Genomic DNA, 21,885 nt, shown 5'->3' on the forward strand with positions numbered 1-21,885 from the left:
TTTATATATGCCGTCTGCTTTTCAAGGCGCATGAAAACATTCATGCGTGATTTGAACGGAAAGGCCCCCGCCTGTGGCGGTTCGGCGGCCGGTTCCGGCGGGATCAGTCCCGGAGGAAGAACTGGTGCTGGTCGGAGACGTGCTCGTAGTCCTCGAGCCGCGCCTGTGTGCGCTCCGGGTCGGCGTCGGTCATGGCCTGGAGCAGCGCGGCGGCCATCACGCCGGGCGCGGCGTAGGAGTCGAAGACCAGCCGGGAGCCGGTGCCGGTGGCGAAGACGATGTCGGCGGTGTCGGCCACCGGCCCCAGCGCCAGGTCGGTGACCAGGGCAACTTTCAGGCCGGCGCTGCGTGCGACCCGTACGGCGGTGAGGGTCTCCTGCGCGTGCCGGGGCATCGAGAACGCCAGCACCCAGGTGCCGCCGGCCTCTCGTGACTGGAGCAGCGCGTCGTAGGCGACGCTGCCGCCGCTGGTCACCAGCCGCACATCGGGGTGGATACGGCGTGCCGCGTAGGCGAAGTACTCGGCGAGAGAGGCCGAGATGCGCAGCCCGAGGATGGTCAGCGGCGTCGACTGCGACAGTTTGCGGCCGATGTCGATCACCTGGTCGGGGTCGGCGAAGTCGCGCCGCAGGTTCTCCAGGTTCTCGATCTCGGCGTCCACGGCGGACTGTAGTTCGTTGGCGCCGTTCTCCTCCGCCGCCGCGGGACCCCCGGCGAGGCTGCCCAGGGCGATCGCCTGGAGCTTCTCCCGTAGCGCCGGGTAACCACTGAAGCCCACCGCCCCGGCGAAGCGCGTCACCGAGGGCTGGCTGACCCCGACCCGCTCGGCGAGATCGGTGATCGAAAGGAATGCCGCTTCGGTGATGTGCTCGATCAGGTACTGCGCGATACGCCGCTGGCCGGGCGACAGACGGGGCTGGTCGAAGAGTGTCCTGAGCTGGGAAGTCGGGGACGCCTCGGCTTCCGGAGCGGTCTTGCCCGAAGTGATCGCGGACGCCTGCGCGCGCGCCTGCTGCGGCGATGGCAGGGCGCCTCCTTTGTCTTCCACAGTGCTTCAACATAGCTCACACACCGTGCTGACCAAGGTGGGTGCGAGGACGGCGAGCGCTGCGTTCACCGACGATAGATCGTGATCGAATGGCCGACCGTGTCGATCGGACGACTACTGTCGATCAATCCAGCCAGCGGCCCGGTCGCTTTGGCCGCCGAGGAGTCCGACACGACGAGCAGTCCGCGCACTTCACGCGCCGGCACCCTGCGCGGATCGGCGGCGCGGATGCCGTAGAAGGACGGCACACCGCTGCCCTTGTAGACGAGCCAGATCCGCTCGCCCGGATACCGCTCGCGCAGCCGCTCCGCGAGCCGGCCCAGGTCCTGACCCCAGTCCACGTTCGAGTCGTGCAGCCGCAGCCTCGTCTTCGCCGGACCGCCGAACGCCTCGTTGGAGTACGGCAGGTAGTACGGGTACGTCCGCAGCGAACTGAACGCGACGAACAGCACCAGCGCCCCCACCACGACCGGCGCCCACCGCCACCGCACCGCGACCGCACAACCCGCGGCCACCGCCAGGAACATCGGCACGAAGACGGCGTACCGCGTGCCGAAGTCCCGCGACCCGAGCATGGCCGAGGCGAGCAGCACGGCGCTCGGCACCAGCAGATACGGCGCCGCCGGCCGCAGCCGCCGCACGGCCACCAGCGCCACCGCACCCGCCGCCCACAGGGCGAGCATGCCGAGCGGCGTCTTCACCAGCAGCGCGGCCGGCAGGTAGTACCAGAGCGAGCCCGTGTAGAGCCGGCCGAACAGAAAGCCCTGCCACGGATGGTTCTCGAAGCCGAACTGGATCCGCATCCCGTCCCGGTACGCCTCCGGGAACGGCAACAGGTCCACCGCGAGACCCCGCAGCCCGTGCACGACCGGCACATGCTGCTGCGGCGCCCACCGCAGCCGTGGGTCGACCACCAGATACGAGGCCCATACGACGCCGATCGCGACCAGCACGACGACGCCGGCGCCCGCGACCGCCCGTACGAGACTCCTGCGCCGGGGCTCGGCGGACGGCCTCGCACACCACACCGACCAGGCCGTCAGGGCCGCCACCACCGGGACCACGGCCAACGCGCTCATCTTCGTCGCCAGGGCCGCGCCGAGCGCCACTCCGGCGAGGGGCACGTACCACCGCGGCCGGTGAGGGGCACGCCACAGCAGCCAGACCGACGCCAGCACGAACCCGGCCGCCGGCACGTCCAAAGTGGCCAGCGAACCATGGGCGATGACGTCGGGGGAGAAGGCGTACAGACCGAGCGCCGCCAACCCGCCCACGACACCGGCCAGTTCACGTGCGAAGGCGTACACGATCAGCCCGAACAGAAGAGTCAGGACGATCACGGGGAGCCGGGCGAACAGCATCAGCCGCCATGGGTCGTTCCCGGACTCGTACAGCAGCTGTCGGCCCAACCGGCCCTGATCGCCGGTGAAGGAGCGACCGACCTGCGGATCGGCCAGCGCCACGCCGGTGCCGATGACCAGCTTGCCCAGCGGCGGATGCTCGGGGTTGTGGACCAGACGGTGCTCGTACAGATACTCGGCCGCCGCGCCGACGTACACGGGTTCGTCGATCGTCGGAGTCTGCTGGACGGCGGTCGTCACCATCGCGACGGCCATCTGGCCCAGCAGCACGAGCACGAGGAGCGGGACCAGCCGGCTCCTGCGGGCCGACAGCTGGTCGGGGGCCGTGGCCGAGTGCCGTTCGAGCGCCATCATCCGCTCCGCGGCGCCGTCGGCCCCACGGCGGCGGGAGCTGATCCGGAGCCGGCCCATGGGCCCACTCTGCACCAGCCCTCGCCGGGGACGGCGTTACCGCCTGAGGAGTCGTACCGACAGACCGTCTGCCGTATAGACGGGTACGGCTCGCAGCTTGTCCGAGTTCAGCTCGATTCGGTCGAACTGACCACGCAGCCGCTGCGCCTCGATGACGGGAACCGTCGTCCCCGCCACCGGCGGCCGCTCGGCGTCGAGGCGCAGCGACAGCACGCCGCCCCGCCCCAGCACCACCCGGCCGGACACCTCGAGCGCCGGACCGTGGTTCTTGCGCAGCAGCAACTCCAGGGCCGTCTCGCCCTCCTGGACATAGCAGCCGCGTACCCGCAGCACCTTGTCCGCGCGGAGCACGCCGCCCTTCACCCGCACGTCGCCCCGCCCGAGGGCATGGGCGGACCCGGCGACCAACGCACCCGCCTCGACGGCCGTGCCGCCGTGGTACCGGTTGTGCCCGGTCAGCGTGAGCGTGCCGGTGCCGCGCTTGGTCAGACCACCCTCGCCGCGGATGTCGTTGCGCCACACGTCGGCCGCGCCGAAGCCCCCGGCCGCCGCGTCGAGCGTGACGGTCACGTCGGAGTCGAAGGCGCCGTAACCGTCCGCCGCCGTGAACAGGTCGAGCCGCCCCCACTGTTCGAAGCCGTCCAGCAGGACGTACCCGGCGGGCAGCGCGGTCGTGCGCAGGACCTCGCGGCGCTGGGCCGCGCTCAGGTACGGCTGGCGCGTCTCCAGCAGCACCTCGGCTCCCTTCGGCACGGTCAGGGGCTCGTCGCGGCCACGCCGGGTCAGCACATACGTCAGCTTGGGCCTGACGGTGCGGGCGTTGGCGTCGCGGTCGGCGTACGGGTCGCTGTCGGCGCCGGCCGAGTGGGCGTAGGCGTACAGCGTGTCGGCCGTCGTGCCGGTGCGCTCCTTGAAGTACGCGAGCGCCTGGGCCCGAGCGGCGGTCTTGAGGCCGGCGTTGGCCGGGTCGGCGAGCGCGGCGGCGGCCAGGGCCGTGGCCATGATGCGGCCGCCGAGGACGTCGACGGTGGAGTGCATGCCCGCCACGATGCGGGTGTGGCTGAGCTCGAAGGCGCGGGTCACCAGCTCCTGGAACCGCTCCGGAACGGCGTAGGCGTACGCCAGTGCCGCCAGGTGCAGGGCGTTGGTGTGGCCACTGGGGAAGCCGCCGTCCTCGGCCGCGGTCTCAGCGCGCTGGCGCAGCAACTGCGGGGCGACGACCACCTTCGAGTCGTAGACGGGGAAGCCGAACTCGTCCTTCTTGCCGGTGTCGACGACCTCGCTGTCCTCGTTCATCCGCCACGGACGCGGGTACTGGAAGGCGAACTTGGCCGGGTTGCCGGAGGCGAACGGGCCGCGCACGGTGTCGACCAGCTTGGCCACCTGGCCGAGATCCGAGTCGTACGACCCGGCGCCGATCGCGGAACCGGCCGGGGCGTCGGCCGGCAGGGCGTCGCTGATCTTCCCGGCGGGGGTGCCGTCCGGCGCGCTGGTGATCGAGGTGACCGCCTTGGCGCCCGACTTGTACAGGTCCGCCAGCGGACCGAGCCCGGCGATCACCGAGTAACTCTGGTGCTGACGGTCGACGATGAACGATTCCTTCGCCTGAGCGTCCGTGCGCACGGCGGTGATCCGCGCGCAGTAGCGCATGTTGGCGCGCAGCACCTCGGGCGCGAGCGGCGTGCCGGTGTCCCAGGCGCCGCCCGTCTTCCATACTTTCGCGAAGCCGCCGAGGATCCGGACGACCGCGTTGGTCTCGGGTGTCTGGTTCGCGACGACGTTCGTCCTGTAGTCGTCGACGAACGCGGCGGGGGCGGCCGCGGCCTTGGCGTCCGCCGCGGCGAGCCAGGAGACGAACGTGGGGGCGGCCAGGACGCCGGCCGAGGCGCCGACGGAGGTCTTCAGGAACCCCCGTCGTCTCATGGCGGGTACGGCGGTCTGCTGCCCGGCGGATGGCGGCATGAAGGGGGCCTCTCTCGAGTTCTGCGGCCGTGCGGCCGGGAGTCGTACGAGCGAAGATCTACGGGCGAGTCGTGTCGGAACGGCGGAGAGCCGACGACCGGGACGTGTCATACGAGTGAACGGGCCATCGCCACGGCCCCCTCCACGGGCGCCGCCCGCAGAGGCTGTGTGCGTGCTGTGGGAACGCCTTGGGCAAGAGCCGCCGTGAAGGCGTCGTACAGCGAGGACTGGGCGAGGACCGTGCTCCCCGCGACGACGACGTCGTCGACCACCACCCCACGGGCGGCGAGCCGTCCGACCAGCGCGGCCAGTGCGCGACCGGCATCGGCCACGACCGTGCGGGCGAGATCCGAACCGGCCTCGGCGGCAGCGAACACGGCCGGGGCGTGCCGGCCCCATTCGGCGGAGGGAGCGGTGGCGGCCTCCAGGGCCGCGCCGAGCCCGGGTACTTCCGGGACGTCGAAGGCGGTGAGCAGACCGAGCGCGAGTGCGTCCGGCCGTTCACCGCGGTCGTGCGCCGCCCATACGGCGCGCACGGCCTCGCGGACGAGACCGGCGGCGCCGCCCTCGTCGCCGAGGAGCGCGCCCCAGCCGCCGACCTGGACGGCGCGGCCGTCGGGGAGGCGGCCCACCGCGACGGACCCGGTGCCGGCGACCAGGCCGACCCCCTTGTCCAGGCCCGCGGCGGGCACGAGCAGTTCCGCGTCGCCCACGACCAGCGCGGGGACGGCGAAGTGGAGCTGGAGAGCGGTGCGGATCTGTGTGCACTGGCGCGCGGTTTCGCAGGCATGGGCACCGACAGCGAGGGCGGAAGGACGTACGCCCTTGGGAAGGGCCTCGCTGAGGAGCGCGGCCAGCCAGCCGGCGGCGGCCACCGGATCGTGCGGCCGCCAGCCGCCGCTGGGACGGACGTGATCGGCCACGACGGTGTCGCCCGTGAGCGCGCGGAGATGCGTCTTGGTGCCGCCCACGTCGATGCCGACCACCAGGGGGCCGGACAAAGGGGTGTCCTGCACGGATCCTCTTTCGTCGGTGCGCTGTGTGCTGCGACGGCGGGCGAACCGTGCCGGAGGGCAAGACAGTTGAAGAACTAGGGAAGCCCCGGGACGGGCCTCTGGACGGATCACGGCAGGCGAGTACCGTGACGTTCGTTAGGAAGTTAACTAACGAAGTACAGTGCGTGTCAATAGGCGTCGCGCACCCGACTTCCCGGGCTCCCCGCCCGGGTCGGGACCGCATGCCGCCGGAGCAACCCATCGCCGCCTCCCGCCGAGCCGATCGGCCCGGGAGAGCAGCCCGTGAGCTGGGGGAACTGTGGAATACGACGTGGTGGGAGCCCCCCGTCTGACCGAGAGCGCAAGCGCCGTATTCACCGTGCTGGCCCAGGCCGGCGCTGCGACGCGGCCGCAGTTGGCGAGCCTTGCCGGGCTGTCCAAGCCGACGGTCTCCTCCGCCGTCGCCGAACTCGAGGGCGTCCACCTCGCCGCCCACTCCGGCACCTCGTCCGGCGGTACGGGCCGTAGCGCCGCCGTCTACCGTCTCGGTCCGGCCGCGGGCGCCGTGCTCGCCGTCGACCTCGGCCCGGCTGTCACCCGGGTGCGCGGCTGCGCCCTGGACGGCAGCCTGCTCGCCGAGGCCACCGGCCCCCGGGAAGACGCCGCTGACGTCGTGCGGGAGGCGCTCTCGGCGCTGCCCGCCGACGCCCCGCTGCGCACCATCGTCGTGGCCGTCGGCGACGTCACGGCGCGGGCCGAGGAAGGCGCCGTGCGCCCGGCGACCGCCAAAGCGCGGCCCGTCTTCGACGCGGTGGCCGTCGCCCTGCCGCCCGGTGTGCCCGTCCATCTGGAGAACAACGTCAACTGCGCCGCGCTCGCGGAACTGCACGAGGGCGCGGCACGCGGCCGGCACACCTTCGGCTACCTGCGGATCGGCGTCGGTATCGGTCTCGGCATCGTCGTCGGGGGCCAGGTGCTGGCCGGGGCCAACGGGGCGGCCGGAGAGCTCGCCCGGCTGCCCTACCCCTGGGACGACGGCCTCGAGCCCCGCCACGAGGCCCTGGAGGAGTACATCGGCGCCCGCTCCCTGCTGCGCCGGGCTGCCGAGGCCTGGCCGGAATCGGACGGTCCATGCCCCCGTACCGCCGAAGGCCTGTTCTCGCTGGCCGCACAGGGCAGCGCCACCGCCTGCGCGATCGTCGCCCGGCACGCCGTGGACGTGGGCCGGCTGGCCGCCGCCGTGACCGCCGTACTGGACCCCGGGCTGCTCGTCCTGGGCGGCAGCACCGGTGCGTTTCCGCAGCTCCTGCCCGGTGTGCGGGCCGAGCTGGAGCGGCTGAGCTGGCCCACCGAGGTGGTCAGCAGCCAGGTCGGTGATCTCGGCACCGTGGTCGGCGCGGCCCGCCTCGCGGTCGCCAGAGGAGTCCAAACCGTGACCGAGGCGGCGCGGATGAAGGATTGACGGGTTCGGACTCGGTCTGCCAATGTCCGGACAAGCGCTTTCTAAGTCGGCCGGGACGCCGACTTGGGGCGAGCGTCCCGCCCGTACTCGACGTACGGCAACCGCACGAGGGCGAGCCCGTGCGGTGACGGCCAGGACGGCCGGGGACCTCGCACCCGCGTGGACGACGCGGCCGGGCGAGGCCGCGCCCCCGGAAAGCGAACCTTCCTGCAAAATGCACCCGTGCCGCCTCGGTCGGCGCCGGGGCTCCGTCCCCTACGACGAAAAGGGATCGAAGATGACCACTGTGGGTGTGCGGCGCTCTCGCCGACTCGGCCGCGGCGGCATACGCCGCCTGGTCCCCCTCGCTGCCGTGGCCACGGCAGGTGCCCTGCTGCTCTCCGCCTGCGGAGGAGGATCCGACTCGGGCGGGACCTCCAAGTCGCTGACCTTCTGGATCTCCACGGTGCCGGGGCAGGACGCGGGCTGGAAGAAGATGGTGGCGCAGTACGAGAAGGAAACCGGCGTCAAGGTCAAGCTCGTCAACATCCCCTACGACGGCTACACGACGAAGCTGCACAATGCCGCGCAGGCGAACTCCCTGCCCGACGTGGCGGCCGTGCCGGCGCTGGACCCGATCTGGTCGAACAAGCTGATCGACCTCAGCTCCATCGCCAACAACAAGACCAACAAGATCAACGCCAACTTCCTCGCCAAGGACTCGTCCGGGAAGGTGCTGTCCATTCCCTCGGACGTCACCGCGTCCGGCATGTTCATCAACAAGTCGCTCTTCGAGAAGGCCGGCGTCTCCTACCCGACCTCGCCCGAGAAGACCTGGACCTGGACCGAGTTCATCAAGGCGGCGGACGAGGTCCGGGAGAAGACCAAGGCCAAGTACTCCCTGACGTTCGACCAGTCGCCGTCCCGGCTGCGCGCCATGGTGTACGAGATGGGCGGGAAGTACGTCCACGCGGACGGCTCCGGCAAGTTCTCGGTGGACGCGGCGACCAAGAAGGCAGTGAACACCTTCGTCGGATGGAACGACGACAAGACCATGCCGAAGTCGGTGTGGACCAGCGGCGCCGACCCGTCGGCCATGTTCCAGAGCGGTGACGTCGTGGCCTACTGGTCCGGCGTGTGGCAGGTTCCCGCCTTCGCGGAGAGCATCAAGAAGTTCGAGTGGGCGAGCGTCCCGACTCCCGCCCAGCCGGTGCAGGCCAGCGACGTCAACAGCGGCGGCCTGACGGTGGGCTTCAACAACAACGCCGAAGCGGCGACCGCCTCGAAGAAGTTCCTGTCCTGGTTGTTCGAGCCGGCCCACTACCAGGCGCTGTGTGAGGCGTCCGGGTTCCTGCCGGTCGAGAGCGGTCTGAACCCGAAGTACCCCTTCAAGTCCGAGGCGGCGCAGGCGGCGTTCAAGCTGTACAACGAGTCGATCCCGCTCTACGACCCGATCTCCGGCTACTTCAACAGCGCGCAGACGAACTGGGTGCTGAAGGGCAAGAGCCTCACCGAGGACCCCACCAAGACGGAGCTCGGCAAGGCGATCAACGGCCAGCAGTCGGCAGACAAGGCCCTGCAGAACATCGTGGACGGCTACAACCAGCAGGTCGGCGGCTGAGCGTAGCCCGGCGGGCCCGGGCGGCGGGGACGAGACACCGCCGCCCGGCCTCGGGCCCCCAGGTGATGCCGGGCTCATGGCGTGAGCCCACAGGAACCCATTCCACCAGCACGGAGTCAGGAAGATGACAAAACGCGCCTCGGCCGTGTCCGCGAGCCCGCCCAGGAGACGCAGTAAGTACACCCTTGCGCCGCTCGTCCTCATCGCGGCCAACGTCGTGCTCTTCTCGCTGTTCTTCGTCTGGCCGGCGGTGATCGGGCTCGTCTACTCGTTCACGAACTACACGGGTGTGGGGGCGTTCCAGTTCGTCGGACTGGACAACTACAGCAACCTGGCAGGGGACTCCACCTTCTACGACGCGCTGAGCCGGACGCTGCTGTACACCGTGCTCTTCGTTCCGCTGAACTTCGTGTTCTCGCTGCTCATCGCCAACGTGCTGGTGAGCAAGCACGCCAAGGGCGTGTCGGTCGCCCGGGTCTTCTTCTTCATCCCGTGGCTGCTGTCGCCCATCGTCGTGGGTGTCCTGTGGCGGTGGCTGTTCGGTGAGAACTTCGGACTGGTCAACTACCTCATCGAGAAGCTCGGCGGAAGCGCCGTTCCGTGGCAGTCGAACGCGGACCTGTCGCTGCTCGTGGTCGTGGTGGCGGCGTCCTGGGCCTGGACCGGCTTCTCCATGCTGCTGTTCATCGCGGCCATCAAGAACGTGCCGCAGTCGTACTACGAGGCGGCCGCGCTCGACGGCGCCGGCCCGTGGCGCCAGTTCGTCAGCATCACACTGCCGAGCATCGCGCCCACGTCCTTCATCGTCATCCTGCTCAACACGATCCACGCGATGAAGGAGTATCCGCTGTTCGCCTCCCTCAACAACGGCGGACCCGGAACCTCGAACAACCTGCTTGTCCAGTACATCTACCAGACCGGCTTCAAAACGGGCCAGATCGGCTACGCGAGCGCCGCGTCGTTCGTGCTCATGCTCATCCTGATGGCCGTCGCGATCATCCAGCTGATCGTCAACCGACGGGTGGAGAACCGATGACAACCACCGACACGCTGCGCAAGGCGGACGCCGATTCCGTGCGGGTCTCCAAGAACCGGCCCCGCAGGCCGACCGGCGAGGGGCTTCGGCGCGCGGTGCCCGCGACGACACTGCTGTGGGTCCTGGCCGCCCTCTACGCGGTGCCGGTGCTGTGGTTCGTCCTCAGCTCCTTCAAACCGGCGGGAGACCTGTTCTCCCTTCCGCTGACGCTGATTCCGCACGACCCCACGCTGTCGGGTTACAAGGAAGCGTGGGCGAGCGCCAACTTCTCCCAGTACTTCATCAACACGACCATCGTGTGCGTGATCGCGACGATCCTCACGGTGGGAGTCAGCTGCTGCACGGGGTATGCCCTGGCCAAGTACGACAACAAGTGGCTCAAGGCCTTCTTCGTCGGCATCCTGGCCACCACGATGCTGCCGGGCGAGGTCATGCTCGCCCCGCTGTTCCTGGTGGTCCGTGACCTCGGCCTCTACAACTCGCTCGCCGGTATCATCCTCCCGGCTCTGCTCACGGCGACCGGGTGCTTCATGTTCCGCCAGTTCTTCCTGACGGTCCCCGACGAGCTCATCGAGGCCGCCCGCATCGACGGCGCGCGTGAGCTGTCGATCTTCCTGAGGATCATGGTGCCGATCTCCCGGCCCATCATGCTGACGCTCGCCATCCTGTCGTTCCAGTGGCGGTGGAACGACTACATCTGGCCGTTGCTGATGCTCAACGACCCCGAGAAGTTCACCGTGCAGATCGGCATCCAGAGCCTTGTCGGAGCGCAGAACATCAACTGGTCGGTGCTGCTCGGCGGATCGGTCATCTCCATGATCCCGCTGATCGTCGTCTTCCTGGTGTTCCAGAAGTACGTCATGAACGCCGACATCAACGCCGGCCTGAAGGACTGACCTTGCCCCACCCGCTCGACCACGAGTTCGTCCGCTCGGCGGCGCGCGCCGCCGACCGGTCGGCCGCCCCCCTGGCGGCCGACCCGGACGTGGAACCCGCCGGCGTGCCGCACCGTGGTCTGGCGCGGCGGGTGAAAACCCTGACAGCGGCGTACCGTTCCCCCGACTCGGCACTGCACGGCAGCGGACAGGCGGTCGCCGCCGCGATGACCCACCTCCGCGCCCTGCGGGCCGTGCAGACCCCCTCCGGTCTCTTCGCGGGCGGCGACAACGTCCAGTCACCGCCCGACTCCGCGTTCACCGTCAACGACGTGTGCGACGCACACGTCCTCGCCGCCGACGCGGGACCGGAACTGGGCGAGGTGACGGCCGCGCTCGCCGAGATCGCCGGCGCCGCCACCGCCAGTCTCCTGACCGGTGGCGTGCACACCCCGAACCACCGCTGGGAGCTGAGCGCGGCGCTCGCCCGTCTGCACCGGTCGTTCCCCGACGAACGGCTGCTCGACCGCGCCGAGGAATGGCTCGCCGAGGGCGTCGACATCGACACAGAGGGCCTGTACTCGGAACGCAGCGCCGTCTACGCGTCCATCGTGACCAACCCGGCAATGCTGTTGCTGGCGGAGGTGCTCGGGCGTACCGACCTGCTGGACGCCGTCGAACGCAACCTCGCCACGACGCTGGACCTGATCAGGCCGGACGGCACGGTGGAGACCGTCCACTCGCGCCGCCAGGACCAGAGGCTTTCGTTCGCGCTGTGGCCCTACCTGCCGCACTACCGGCTGCTCGCGATCCGCACCGGCCGGGGCGACTTCGCCCGTGCGGCACGGCTGGCGGCCGCCGCCGGCATCGAGGACCCCGACCTGCTCGCCCAGACCCTCCTCACCCCGGACCTGTGCCGCGCCCTGCCGGCCCCGGACGCGGAGAGGCTCCCGCGCGCCCGGTACCTCACCACCGCACGCCTCGCGCAACACGTCTCGGCCACCGCGCACACCGTGGTGTACGGCGGCTCCGACGTGCCCGAGCACCGGCGCATCCGCTCGGGCCTCGCCTGCAACCCCACCTTCCTGCGCATGTTCGCCGGTGCCGCCGTCCTCGACGCGGTCCGCCTCTCGCGGGTGTTCTTCGACCTGGGCCCGTTCCGTGCCGCCGACATGGAACAGCTCGCCGACAACCGGTACCGGCTCACCCAAACCCTCACAACCGCCTACTACCAGCCGCTCCCGAAGGACCGGAGGCGCGACGACGGTGCCTACCGCCTGGTGGACGAGGGCCGCTTCTCCGCGGCGATGGCCTTCCCCGACCGCCCTCAGGACGAGGTCTCCCACACGACCCGGGTCGAGGTCGATCTGCGGGAGGACGGGGCCGACCTGCGGATCGACATCAGCGGCCCACCGGTGCCCTGGGCCCTCGAACTGACCTTCCGGCCGGGCGGCGAGCCGCAGGGCGCCATACCGCTCGGAGACGGACGCTGGTGCCTGACGACCGAGCCGATGAGCTACCGCGTCGGCGACGACGAGATCCGGGTCCAGGCCGCCGTAGAGACGGGCGAACCGCTCGCCGGACCGGACCAGAGCGATGTACTGCGCTACGACCCGGGGCAGGACTACACCGTGGCCGGCGGCACCGACGCGACGACCGGGAACCGTGTCTACCTCGGTGGGCACGGACCGCAGACACTGACCCTCACACTGCGCGCCACCTCTCAGGCATGAAGGGCTGATCTCCTTGCACCTCCCACGCCAGCTCGGCCCGTTGCACAACCTGCCGGACACCCCGGAGGCGTACGACGCCGTGCTCGCCGACGTCACTGAGCAGGCCCTCGCGCGCCTCACGCCCGAGGGCAACCTCGAACACCCCGACTGCGTCGACGACATCGGCGACACCTCGCTCGGCATCACCTCCCTGCTTGCGCTCGACTGGCAGCGCGGCAAGGACCCGAGGCTGCCGGAGGCGGTGAGCCGCAGCCTCGCCTTCCATCTGCGGGAGCGGGTCTACACCGAGGACAACCCCGGCTACCCGAACCTCAAGGTACGCAACTCCGGGCTCCCGTACGCCCGTTACACCCTCGAGGCGGGCGCCCACCCCATCGGCGACTGGCCGAGCACGGTGTGGGCGCTGCTCCAGGCCGTCAACGTGCTGGACCTGGCGGAGGGGCTCGTCGAGGGCGAGCAGCGCGCCGAACTGCTCGACGTCGCGCACGGCTACTGGCGCTGGCTGACCGAGGCGACCTTCTTCAATCCGCAGGAGGCCGGCAACCAGGCCATCGGCTGCGTCGTCGGCGGACTGATGCTGGCCCGCCATCTCCCGCCCGGCACGGGCGAGCAGGTGCGTGCGCGGGCCGTCGCCCTCTACGCCGACAAGATCCGCGCCCACCGCGTCGCGGACCGGGGCGCGCTGCTGCCTCCCGAGCACGGCGGCGCGTACGACAACAACTACGGCCCGATCTCCCTGTCCTTCCTCGCCCAGGCCCACCGGGTCAGCGGCGAGCGGATCTTCGCCGAGGACGGCGACGCGCTCGCCCGCTACATCGACGCCCGCCTCACGGTCGGCGGCTTCGACAACGGCGGCCCGCGCTACAGCGAGCAGCACAGCGGCTTCGAGTCGGTTCTGGGCCTGCGCTACTTCAGCCGGCGCGTCGGCTCCGACCTCGGCCGCTACCGGGGGGACACCCGGTGGGGCCGGCACGCGGTCAAGGCGGACGGCGGGGTCGACGGCCACTTCGCGTGGATGCTGGTCTGGCAGATCCAGGACACCACACGCTGGCACCGCACCCCGTCACCGGTTCCGGCCCGCCACCAACTGCGCGCGGGCACGGTGTCGGTGGCCTTCGACGACCGTATGACCCCGTCGCTGGTCGAGGCGGCGGGCACGTACTACCTCCCGGCCGCGGTGAACCGGCAGCACGGCTTCGGCCCGGTGACGGACGGCTTCCTCTTCTGCCGCCCGATGGGCGAGGTCCGCGTCCGGGACGTCCGCGCCGACGGCCTCACGGCCAAGCTGGTCACCAAGCCCGTCGTCGGCCGCGACCACGTCCTGCGCCATGTGCGCTCGCTGTACGTCACCGACGGCACGCGCCTGTGGCTGACCGTCGCGGTGGAACGGCTCCCCGGAACGCCGTATCTGCTCGCCGGACTGCCGTACGCCGCCGACGACGGCGACCGCGTGCGCAGGACGGCGGACGGTGAGGTCACCTCGGCCGGCGAACTGCGGCTGACGCACCCCGAGTCGGACGGCGTGGACCACTTCGACGCCCGCGCCGACCGGACCCAGGAGGAGGCGGCCTTCGCCCTGGCCGCGGACCCGCGCGGCTATGGCAACCCCGACGAGGGCTGGCGGCACCTGGTCGGCTCGACGGCCCTGGAGGCCGAACCGGCCCCCGGCGGCCCGGAGGACCTGCACGTGTTCGCCGTACGCTACGGACCGTCGGGCCCGTTCGGCGCGCTGACCGTCGAATGCGACGGTCAGCGGCTGAGGGTCCGCACCGAGGCATTCACCGCCGTGCTCGGCGAGGCGGCGGGCGACGCACACGGGGAGCCGGAGCTCACGCTCAAGGCGTCATAGGCGCTCACGGCTCACCACGGCGAGGCCGAGCAGCTCCCACCTGCGCTGCTCGGCCTCGCCGACACTCTCCAGGCCTGTCCGGTCAGGTCCCCGCGTGTGCGGCCGGCGGTTCCTGCGGGACGGGCAGGGCGGTGGCCGGCACCACCAGTTCGGCCCGCTCCCGGGTGGCGGCGACCAGGTCCGCGTTGCGTTGGTCGGAGCGCAGGACCCAGGCCACCGCCTGATCGTGCGGCTTGCCGAACTCCTCGTGGCGGGCGATCAGCCGCCGGATCCGCTCCGGCTCGTCGGCCTCGCAGAACCACACCTCGTCCAGCTGCGGCCGCACCCGGGCCCACGCACCTGTGTCCAGCAGCAGATAGTTCCCCTCGGTCACCACCAGCCGGGCGGCCGGCTCCACCGGAACGGCACCGGCGATCGGCTGCTCCAGCACCCGCTCGAAGCCGGGCGCGTACACGATGTCACCGTCGGCCTCCTCACGCAGACGCCGCAGCAGCGCCGCGTACCCCGCCGCGTCGAAGGTGTCCGGCGCGCCCTTGCGGTCCCGGCGCCCGAGCCGGTCCAGCTCGACATCGGCGAGATGGAAGCCGTCCATGGGCACATGCGCGACCCACGGGTCCCCGGAACCGTTGAGCTCGCGCACCAGGTGGTGGGCGAGCGTCGTCTTGCCCGCGCCGGGGCTGCCGGCGATGCCGAGGACGGCACGGCGGCCGTCGCGGGGGAGGGACCGGGCGCGGGAGAGGAGATCGTCGAAGGTCAGGGCCACACAGCAGAGTGTGTCACCCCTCGGTCAGGCACCTGGCCGAACCTCACACTGCACACCCGTCCCATGCGGGTTAGTCTGTCCGTGTTTTTAATCTTCTCATCACTTTCTTGGCTCCCCGCTGCCCAACTCGCCTGGCCGCGGGGCTCGCAAACCCTACGACGCGTAGGGGGAGGGGCGGACGATGGCGCACGGCACGAAGCCCATGGGACTGAGCATGGGACGGCGCGACGAGGCGTTCCTGTCCGGCCGGTCGTGGCAGGCGCGCGGCCACGGCCTGCTCGCGGCGGTGGCCGGAGCCTTCACCCTTGCCCAACTCCTGCTCGTAGGGCCCTCGATGGGCCTCGGCTGGGACGAGGTGGTGTACGTCAGCCAGGTCGGCGGCGACGCTCCGGCCGCCTTCTTCAGCGCACCACGCGCGCGTGGCGTCCCGCTGCTGGTGTGGCCCATCGCCTCCTGGTCGTCCTCCACACCGCTGCTGCGCGTCTACCTCGCCGTCCTGTCCGGGCTCGGCCTGTACCTGGCCCTGCGTGTGTGGCGCGGACTGTTCCCGCCCCGCGTCCTGGCCGGCGCGGCAGCCTTCTTCGCCACTTTGTGGGTGACCCTCTTCTACGGCCCGCAGGCCATGCCCAACCTCTGGGTCGCCTTCGGCGCCCTGATCTGCGTCGCCTGTTTCCTGCGGGCCCGCACGGACCGCCTCGACCGACGGGCCCTGTGGGGCGTCGTGGCGGGCGCCGCGCTGATGGCGTGGATGCGGCCCACCGACGCCGTCTGGGTGGCACTGCCGCTGCTCGTGCTCGCGGTGGCGGCACGGCACTGGCGGCTCGGGGGTGCCCTCGCGGCGGGCCTGGTGGCCGGTGGCCTCCAGTGGGTGATCGAGGCGTTCGTCAGCTACGGCGGACTGCGCGAGCGGCTGAACGAGGCCTCCCGTATCCAGGGCGGCCTGGGCTGGAACTTCGCCGTCGACGACCAACTGCGCAGCCTGGCCGGCAGCGGCCTGTGCCGGCCCTGCAACGGGGAGATGCCCTCCCCGGTCGTCTACGCCTGGTGGTTCGTGCTCCCGCTGCTCGCCGTCTGCGCACTGGCGGTCGCGGTCCTCGCCGGCCGCACCACCCGCACCCTGGTTCCCCTGGCCTGCGCCGCCACGGCCGCCTTCCCGTACCTCTTCATGATCGGATACGCGGCACCCCGCTTCCTCCTGCCCGCCTACGCGCTGCTCGCCATCCCCGTCGCGGACGCGCTGCTCCACCTGGCCACCAGGCCGAACGGCCGGTGGCGCCCGGTGCCGGCCGCCGTGATCGCGCTCGGCCTGGCCGGACATCTGGCCGTGCAGTTCGTCGTCCTGGACCGCATCGTGGACCGCACCACCGCCAACCGTGAGGCCTGGTCCCGTTCCGCCGCCGCACTCCACCGCCTCGGCGTGCGCCAGCCCTGCCTGCTGACCGGGCACGAGGCCATTCCCGTCGGCTACTACACCGGCTGCGACTCCGGCGCGATCAGCGGTAACAACGCCAACACCACCGAGGCCGACATCCTGCGCACCGCCCGCAGGATCCCGGTCGGCGCCCTCACCGACCCCGGCGGCACACCGCCCCGCTACGCCCGCGACTGGCAACTCCACCGCCTCGACGGCCTGGAGGTCCGCATCGCCCCGGCGCCGGGCGCGGGCGGACCGGAATGACGCCGGACCACCTCCTCGACGCACCCCAGCGCAGACGGGCGTACGGGCATACCGGAAGCTGTTCCGCGCGGGGATGCCCCGGCACGGGGCGGCGCTGACCGCGCTGTACGACGCGGCCGACGACGACTCGGCGACCGGCGGACCGGACCTCAACCGCCGTATCCTCCCGACCGTTTCGGTCATCACCGAGGACGTCTTCGAGCGGCTGCCCGAGTCGGAGACGGAGGAACTGAGCCGCGAGACGGTCGCCCGGCGCCGCGGCCGGACGTGCCGAACGCCCTGCCGTGATCAGCCGCGCACCCCCACCTCCTTGCGCCATCTGACGAACTGCTTGTCCGGATCGCCGGTGTAGGCCCACGGAGTCCGCGTGGCCCGGCGCTCCAGCATCCGGAACAGGGCCGCGGCGATGTCATGGGCCCCCGCGTGACAGGCCGCGTGTGCCAGGTAGTTGACGTCACGCAGCTCGCCGGGGGCGATGCCGTCACCGGTGCGGCCGGTGATCCAGCGCTCCCAGGTGCGGCGGACGTCGCTGACGGCGCCGTCGTTGCTCCAGTGCTGGCCCAGTCCCATCGAGGCGTGCCGGCCCCTGGCCGCGTCCAGGGCGTAGCGGAACTCCTCCACCCGGGCGTACTGCACGAGCACCGGCAGCGGACAGCCGGACGGTGCCACGCCGGCCGCGTCGCGGGCGAAGTCGTACATCAGACCGTGGGTGCCGTGCCAGCGGGCCGAGTAATAGTGCAGTACCTGGAGGTGACCCTCGACGCTGTACGGGTCGCGCTGGTGCAACTCGTCCCACCAGCGCGCCAGTTCCTGCCGTCGTACGCCCGACGGATACAGCCGGGCGACGGAGATCAGCGAGATCCACGGGGTCGGATCGTCCGGGTAGGAGTCGGCGGCTCTGAGGCACGACAGCACCGCGCTGTCGATGCGCCGCCGGTCGATCGGCACACCCCGGCCCGCGGTGATCGCCAGGTTGAACGCCCGGGCCGTCTCCGTCGCCGCCCGCAGCACCAGAGCGTCGGCGCTGTGCGGCTCGGCGGCCAGCCACGACTCCGACGTCGAACTGCTCGCACAGGCCTGGGCGAGCAGCCGGGTCCGATGGCCGCGGACCAGCCAGTCGGGACCGGTGACCCGCAGCAGTTCCCGTAACCCCTGCCAGCGGCCGATGACGATGTCCTGCCGGGCACTTGTCAGCGCGGTGTCACCGCAGTCGGGGTCGAAGTCGGGAGCGAAGCGGTCTTTCGCCATCGAGGGCTCCCTCAGAAGTCGGTGGAAAGACCCTCGTGGACAAGGGAGTCGCTGCCGCCCGCGCCGGCCGGAACGCAGTCGGCCTCGACGGTCCGGGCGGCGTCCAGCTTGGCCGGCCGGTAGTAGTCGCTGCCCTGCCGCCAGTACCAGAGCATCGGGATCAGCCCGGCCGCGAGACCACCGATGCCGATCGTGAGGGCGGAACCGCTCAGCTCACCCAGGGACTCGACGAAGATCCAGAACATGAACAGGGCCCCGATCAACGGCCACAGGCCGCCGAACACGAAGTTGCCCACCGACTTCAGCAGCATCCTTCGGTAGGCGACGACCACCGCGAGCCCCGTCAGCCCGTAGTACACGGCGATCTGGAGCCCCATCGCCGAGATGGCGTCGGAGAGGATGTCGCCCACCGTGCCCAGGAAGTTGGAGGCGATGAACATCGCCAGTGCCACCACGCCGACCACCGAGACGGCCACCCACGGCGTGTTCCACCGGCGGTGCACCCGGCCCAGCGCGGACGGCATCGTACGGTCCCGGCCCATCGCGAACAGCGAGCGCGTGACCTGGATGAGCGTGGTCTCCAGGGTGGCGATGGTGGACAGCATCACCGCCACGATCAGCAACTTGCCGCCCCAGCCGGGCCAGACCTCCTCACCGAGCACGGCGAGCACGTTGGCGTCGTTGTCCTGGATCTGTTGCGCGGACAGGATGACGTTCACCGCGATGGTGAACACCTCGAAGAGAAGGAACACGATGCCCACCCCGATCAGCCCCGCGAGGCCGGTCGTACGGCGGCTGTTGCGGGTCTCCTCACTGAGGTTGCTGGTGACGTCCCAGCCCCAGTAGTAGAACGCGGCGATCAGTGCCCCCGACGCGAACCCCGTCACCCCGTCGAAGTGCCCGAAGCCGAGCCAGGACCAGTCGAACGCCCGGGCGTTGTCCGAGTGGAGAAGGGCGAGTACGGCGAACAGGGCCAGTATCGCCAGCTCGACACCGGACATCACCAGCTGCGCCCGCACGGTGAGCCGTGCGCCGCCCAGCACCACCACGAGCATGATCAGGAACCAGCCGGCGCCGACCAGCGTCGACAGCGCGGTGTCGTCGGCGAGTTCCTCGTCGAAGAGGGCGAGCGTCATCGATCCGGCCGGCAGCGAACCCGCCACCATGAAGATGGTCGCCGAGATCACCAGCGCCCAGCCGCTGATGAACCCCAGAAAGGGATGCAGCGTACGCCCCACCCAGGAGTAACTGGCAGCCGCGTTCACGTCGATCCGGCTGAGGTAGCTGAAGGCCAGGGCGATGCCCAGCATCGGTATCGCGCAGTACAGCAGCGTGGCCGGGCTGGCCAGGCCCACCGCCGAGACGAGCACCGCCGTGGTCGCGGCGATCGAGTACGCGGGGGCGGTGCCCGCGACCGCCATCACCACCGTGTCGAACGTACCGAGGGCGTTGGCCTGCAGCCCTCTGCCCCTGTTGTTGCTCATGGATGCGCTGCTTTCCGTCTTGCACGACGCGAGGGCGGACCGGCCCCGACGACGTAAGGGTTGTGGGGGGTGAAACGACGCCACGAACCGGGGAGGGATGACCTCGGGTCAGGGCGGTGGGGCGGAACGGGGTGGCGGACACTGTACGCCGTTGCGTTGCCGTGCAGTCACACCGTGTGTGCGAGTGATGATAGCCACACTCCTTGATGCTTCAAGAGCCGCGAGATCTTCCGGGGTTGGAGAACCCGCAACGGGAAACGCGGTTCAGGACATGCAGGAGCGAAACCAGCCGACCGCGCGAGCGAGGGAGGCAGTCATGGGCACCGAACACACGCCCGCAGAGCCGATGGCCGACGACGCGTACCAGCCCACCGGAAGCAATGAGGAACAGCAGGACGCGGCGCCGCTCGACCTTCAGGACGCCGTGGACGAGCGGACCTACGACGACACCCTCGACGAGGGCTACTCCCCGCCGGAGAAGCCGCTCGGCGTGACCAAGCACGGCACCACGGCCGCCGAACAGCACGACGGCGAGACCCTCGACGAACGGCTCACGCAGGAGGTGCCCGACGTGACCGAACCCGCCGGTGACGACGTCGGTGACCTGCCGGACGGCGAGGGTGAACCCGTCGACCCCGAGTCGGGCACCGATCGCGCGGGTCGCCTTCTCGCCCCGGACGAGGGGACCGGTCCCGACACCACGAAGGAGGAGATCGCCTTCGACCAGGGCATCGACGGCGGAGCGGCCGGCGCGGAGGAGGCCGCGATGCATGTCGTCGAGGACGACTCCCGGCTGCCGGAGGGCGGCCAGGAGACGCCCTGATGCGCGAGCCCCGGCCCCGCGGGCTCAGTCCCCGATGTGGTCGATCTGCCGCAGCCGGTTCGTGGCGTCCAGGGCGGCGACCTTGTACGACTCCGCGAGCGTCGGGTAGTTGAACACGGCGTCGACCAGATAGTCCACGGTGCCCCCGCACCCCATCACCGACTGCCCGATATGGATGAGCTCCGTCGCCCCCGTGCCGAAGCAGTGCACCCCGAGCAGCGTGCGGTCCTCGGGCGATACCAGCAGCTTCAGCATGCCGTGCGAGTCACCGATGATCTGCCCGCGGGCCAGCTCGCGATAGCGGGAGATGCCCACCTCGAACGGCACCCGGTCCTCGGTGAGCTGGTCCTCGGTCCGGCCCACGAAACTGATCTCCGGGATGGTGTAGATGCCGATCGGCTGGAGGTTGTGCATCCGGCCGACGGGCTCCCCGAAGGCGTGGTACGCCGCCGCCCGCCCCTGCTCCATCGACGTCGCGGCCAGCGCCGGGAAGCCGATGACGTCGCCGACGGCGTAGATGTGCGGCACCTCGGTGCGGTAGTGCTCGTCGACCGTGATCCGCCCGCGCGTGTCCGCCGTCAGCCCGGCCTTGTCCAGGTCCAGCTCGTCGGTGAGCCCCTGCCGGCCCGCCGAGTACATCACCGCCTCGGCGGGGATCTTCTTGCCGCTCTCCAGGATGGTCAGCGTGCCGCGCGGATGCCGCTCGACCGCGGCGACGGTCTCCCCGAAGCGGAACGTCACGGCGAGGTCCCGCAGGTGGTACTTGAGCGACTCGATCACCTCGACGTCGCACATGTCGAGCATCCCGGCCCGCTTCTCCACCACGGTGATCTTGCTGCCGAGGGCGGCGAACATCGAGGCGTACTCCATGCCGATGACGCCGGCACCGACGATGACCATGGAGCGCGGCACCCGTTCCAGCGCCAGGACGTTGTCCGAGTCCATGATCGTCCGCCCGTCGAACTCCACACTGCCGGGCCGCGCCGGCCGGGTGCCGGTGGCGATCACGACATGCTCGGCGGTCAGCAGCCGTTCCTGGCCGGTGACCTCGCGCAACGCGACCGTGTGAGGATCGACGAAGCGGCCGGTCCCGGCGTACAGGGCGACGTGGTTGCGGGACAGCTGGCTGCGGATGACGTCCACCTCACGACCGACCACATGCTGGGTGCGGGCGGCCAGGTCGGCGACGGTGATGTCCTCCTTGAGCCGGTAGCTCTGACCGTACAGATCGCGCTGGGTGAGGCCGGTCAGATACAGCACGGCCTCGCGCAGGGTCTTGGAGGGAATGGTCCCGGTGTGGATGGAGACGCCGCCCACCATGTCGGGGCGGTCGATGACGGCGACCCGGCGGCCCAGCTTGGCCGCGGCGATGGCGGCCTTCTGGCCACCCGGACCGGATCCGATGACGAGCATGTCGAAGTCGGGCACCTTCAGGAGTCTGACAGTCGTGCGCCCTCTTCCGAAAGGGTGAGCCGGAAACCATTGCCCGGGTGAAGTGCCGCAGGGGGAGCGGAAGTTGTGCCGTCCGTCGGGGAGCTCACGGTGGACCGGAGCGGT

At 70.7% G+C, this 21,885-nt stretch carries 16 protein-coding genes and 1 pseudogene; 9 read left to right on the top strand and 8 right to left on the bottom strand.

Going from position 1 to position 21,885, the window contains the following annotated elements; translation table 11 throughout:
- Positions 1-103 precede the first annotated feature (103 nt).
- The 4 genes from KUM44_RS06820 to KUM44_RS06835 all read right to left on the bottom strand — a co-directional run bounded on the left by KUM44_RS06820 (position 104) and on the right by KUM44_RS06835 (position 5,798).
- Positions 104-1,027, bottom strand: a complete 924-nt coding sequence (locus KUM44_RS06820; protein WP_217207051.1) for a MurR/RpiR family transcriptional regulator — start codon at positions 1,025-1,027, stop codon at positions 104-106.
- 86 nt (positions 1,028-1,113) lie between these two features.
- Positions 1,114-2,664 (bottom strand): phospholipid carrier-dependent glycosyltransferase, encoded by a 1,551-nt coding sequence (locus KUM44_RS06825; RefSeq protein WP_254389188.1) that lies wholly within the window; start codon positions 2,662-2,664, stop codon positions 1,114-1,116.
- Positions 2,665-2,856: 192 nt separating this feature from the next.
- Positions 2,857-4,782, bottom strand: coding sequence for a phosphatase PAP2 family protein (locus KUM44_RS06830; RefSeq protein WP_217206853.1), 1,926 nt, complete (start codon positions 4,780-4,782; stop codon positions 2,857-2,859).
- Between the two features lie 107 nt (positions 4,783-4,889).
- Complete coding sequence (locus KUM44_RS06835; RefSeq protein ID WP_217206854.1) at positions 4,890-5,798, bottom strand: BadF/BadG/BcrA/BcrD ATPase family protein; 909 nt, start codon at positions 5,796-5,798, stop codon at positions 4,890-4,892.
- A 310-nt stretch (positions 5,799-6,108) separates the two neighbouring features.
- Between KUM44_RS06835 and KUM44_RS06840 the strand changes: the two genes are divergently transcribed.
- The 6 genes from KUM44_RS06840 to KUM44_RS06865 all read left to right on the top strand — a co-directional run bounded on the left by KUM44_RS06840 (position 6,109) and on the right by KUM44_RS06865 (position 14,332).
- Positions 6,109-7,239 (top strand): ROK family protein, encoded by a 1,131-nt coding sequence (locus KUM44_RS06840; protein WP_308402517.1) that lies wholly within the window; start codon positions 6,109-6,111, stop codon positions 7,237-7,239.
- A gap of 277 nt (positions 7,240-7,516) precedes the next feature.
- Complete coding sequence (locus tag KUM44_RS06845) at positions 7,517-8,839, top strand: extracellular solute-binding protein (RefSeq protein ID WP_217206856.1); 1,323 nt, start codon at positions 7,517-7,519, stop codon at positions 8,837-8,839.
- A gap of 124 nt (positions 8,840-8,963) precedes the next feature.
- The gene (locus KUM44_RS06850) at positions 8,964-9,875 is read left to right on the top strand and encodes a carbohydrate ABC transporter permease (RefSeq protein ID WP_217206857.1); all 912 of its coding nucleotides are present in this window, start codon (positions 8,964-8,966) and stop codon (positions 9,873-9,875) included.
- On the top strand, positions 9,872-10,771 hold the full coding sequence (locus tag KUM44_RS06855; RefSeq protein WP_217206858.1) for a carbohydrate ABC transporter permease: 900 nt from the start codon (positions 9,872-9,874) through the stop codon (positions 10,769-10,771). Before KUM44_RS06850 ends, KUM44_RS06855 begins: the two co-directional genes overlap by 4 nt.
- A 2-nt stretch (positions 10,772-10,773) precedes the next feature.
- The gene (locus KUM44_RS06860; RefSeq protein ID WP_217206859.1) at positions 10,774-12,483 is read left to right on the top strand and encodes a hypothetical protein; all 1,710 of its coding nucleotides are present in this window, start codon (positions 10,774-10,776) and stop codon (positions 12,481-12,483) included.
- Between the two features lie 13 nt (positions 12,484-12,496).
- Positions 12,497-14,332, top strand: coding sequence for a hypothetical protein (locus KUM44_RS06865; RefSeq protein WP_217206860.1), 1,836 nt, complete (start codon positions 12,497-12,499; stop codon positions 14,330-14,332).
- Between the two features lie 82 nt (positions 14,333-14,414).
- Here the strand turns inward: KUM44_RS06865 and KUM44_RS06870 are convergent, their stop codons facing one another.
- Entirely contained in the window at positions 14,415-15,095 is a 681-nt protein-coding gene (locus tag KUM44_RS06870) for a nucleoside/nucleotide kinase family protein (RefSeq protein ID WP_217206861.1), read from the bottom strand.
- Between the two features lie 181 nt (positions 15,096-15,276).
- On the opposite strand from KUM44_RS06870, the gene KUM44_RS06875 reads away from it, so the two are divergent.
- Both KUM44_RS06875 and KUM44_RS06880 read left to right on the top strand, forming a co-directional pair.
- Positions 15,277-16,773, top strand: coding sequence for a hypothetical protein (locus KUM44_RS06875; RefSeq protein ID WP_254389146.1), 1,497 nt, complete (start codon positions 15,277-15,279; stop codon positions 16,771-16,773).
- Between the two features lie 46 nt (positions 16,774-16,819).
- Positions 16,820-17,125 (top strand): annotated as a pseudogene (locus KUM44_RS06880) (hypothetical protein); the annotation flags it as partial.
- On the opposite strand, the gene KUM44_RS06885 reads toward KUM44_RS06880, so the two are convergent.
- Together KUM44_RS06885 and KUM44_RS06890 are read right to left on the bottom strand one after the other, a co-directional pair.
- Complete coding sequence (locus KUM44_RS06885) at positions 17,062-18,021, bottom strand: hypothetical protein (protein ID WP_217206862.1); 960 nt, start codon at positions 18,019-18,021, stop codon at positions 17,062-17,064. The pseudogene KUM44_RS06880 and the gene KUM44_RS06885 sit on opposite strands and share 64 nt — an antisense overlap.
- Positions 18,022-18,032: 11 nt before the next feature.
- Entirely contained in the window at positions 18,033-19,505 is a 1,473-nt protein-coding gene (locus tag KUM44_RS06890; RefSeq protein WP_217206863.1) for an APC family permease, read from the bottom strand.
- A gap of 316 nt (positions 19,506-19,821) precedes the next feature.
- Between KUM44_RS06890 and KUM44_RS06895 the strand changes: the two genes are divergently transcribed.
- Positions 19,822-20,328 (top strand): DUF5709 domain-containing protein, encoded by a 507-nt coding sequence (locus KUM44_RS06895; protein WP_217206864.1) that lies wholly within the window; start codon positions 19,822-19,824, stop codon positions 20,326-20,328.
- Between the two features lie 24 nt (positions 20,329-20,352).
- On the opposite strand, the gene sthA is transcribed toward KUM44_RS06895, so the two are convergent.
- On the bottom strand, positions 20,353-21,756 hold the full coding sequence (gene sthA / locus KUM44_RS06900; protein WP_217206865.1) for a Si-specific NAD(P)(+) transhydrogenase: 1,404 nt from the start codon (positions 21,754-21,756) through the stop codon (positions 20,353-20,355).
- Between the last annotated feature and the right edge of the window lie 129 nt (positions 21,757-21,885).

This window comes from Streptomyces sp. AC550_RSS872 (assembly GCF_019049285.1).
Classification (GTDB): domain Bacteria; phylum Actinomycetota; class Actinomycetes; order Streptomycetales; family Streptomycetaceae; genus Streptomyces.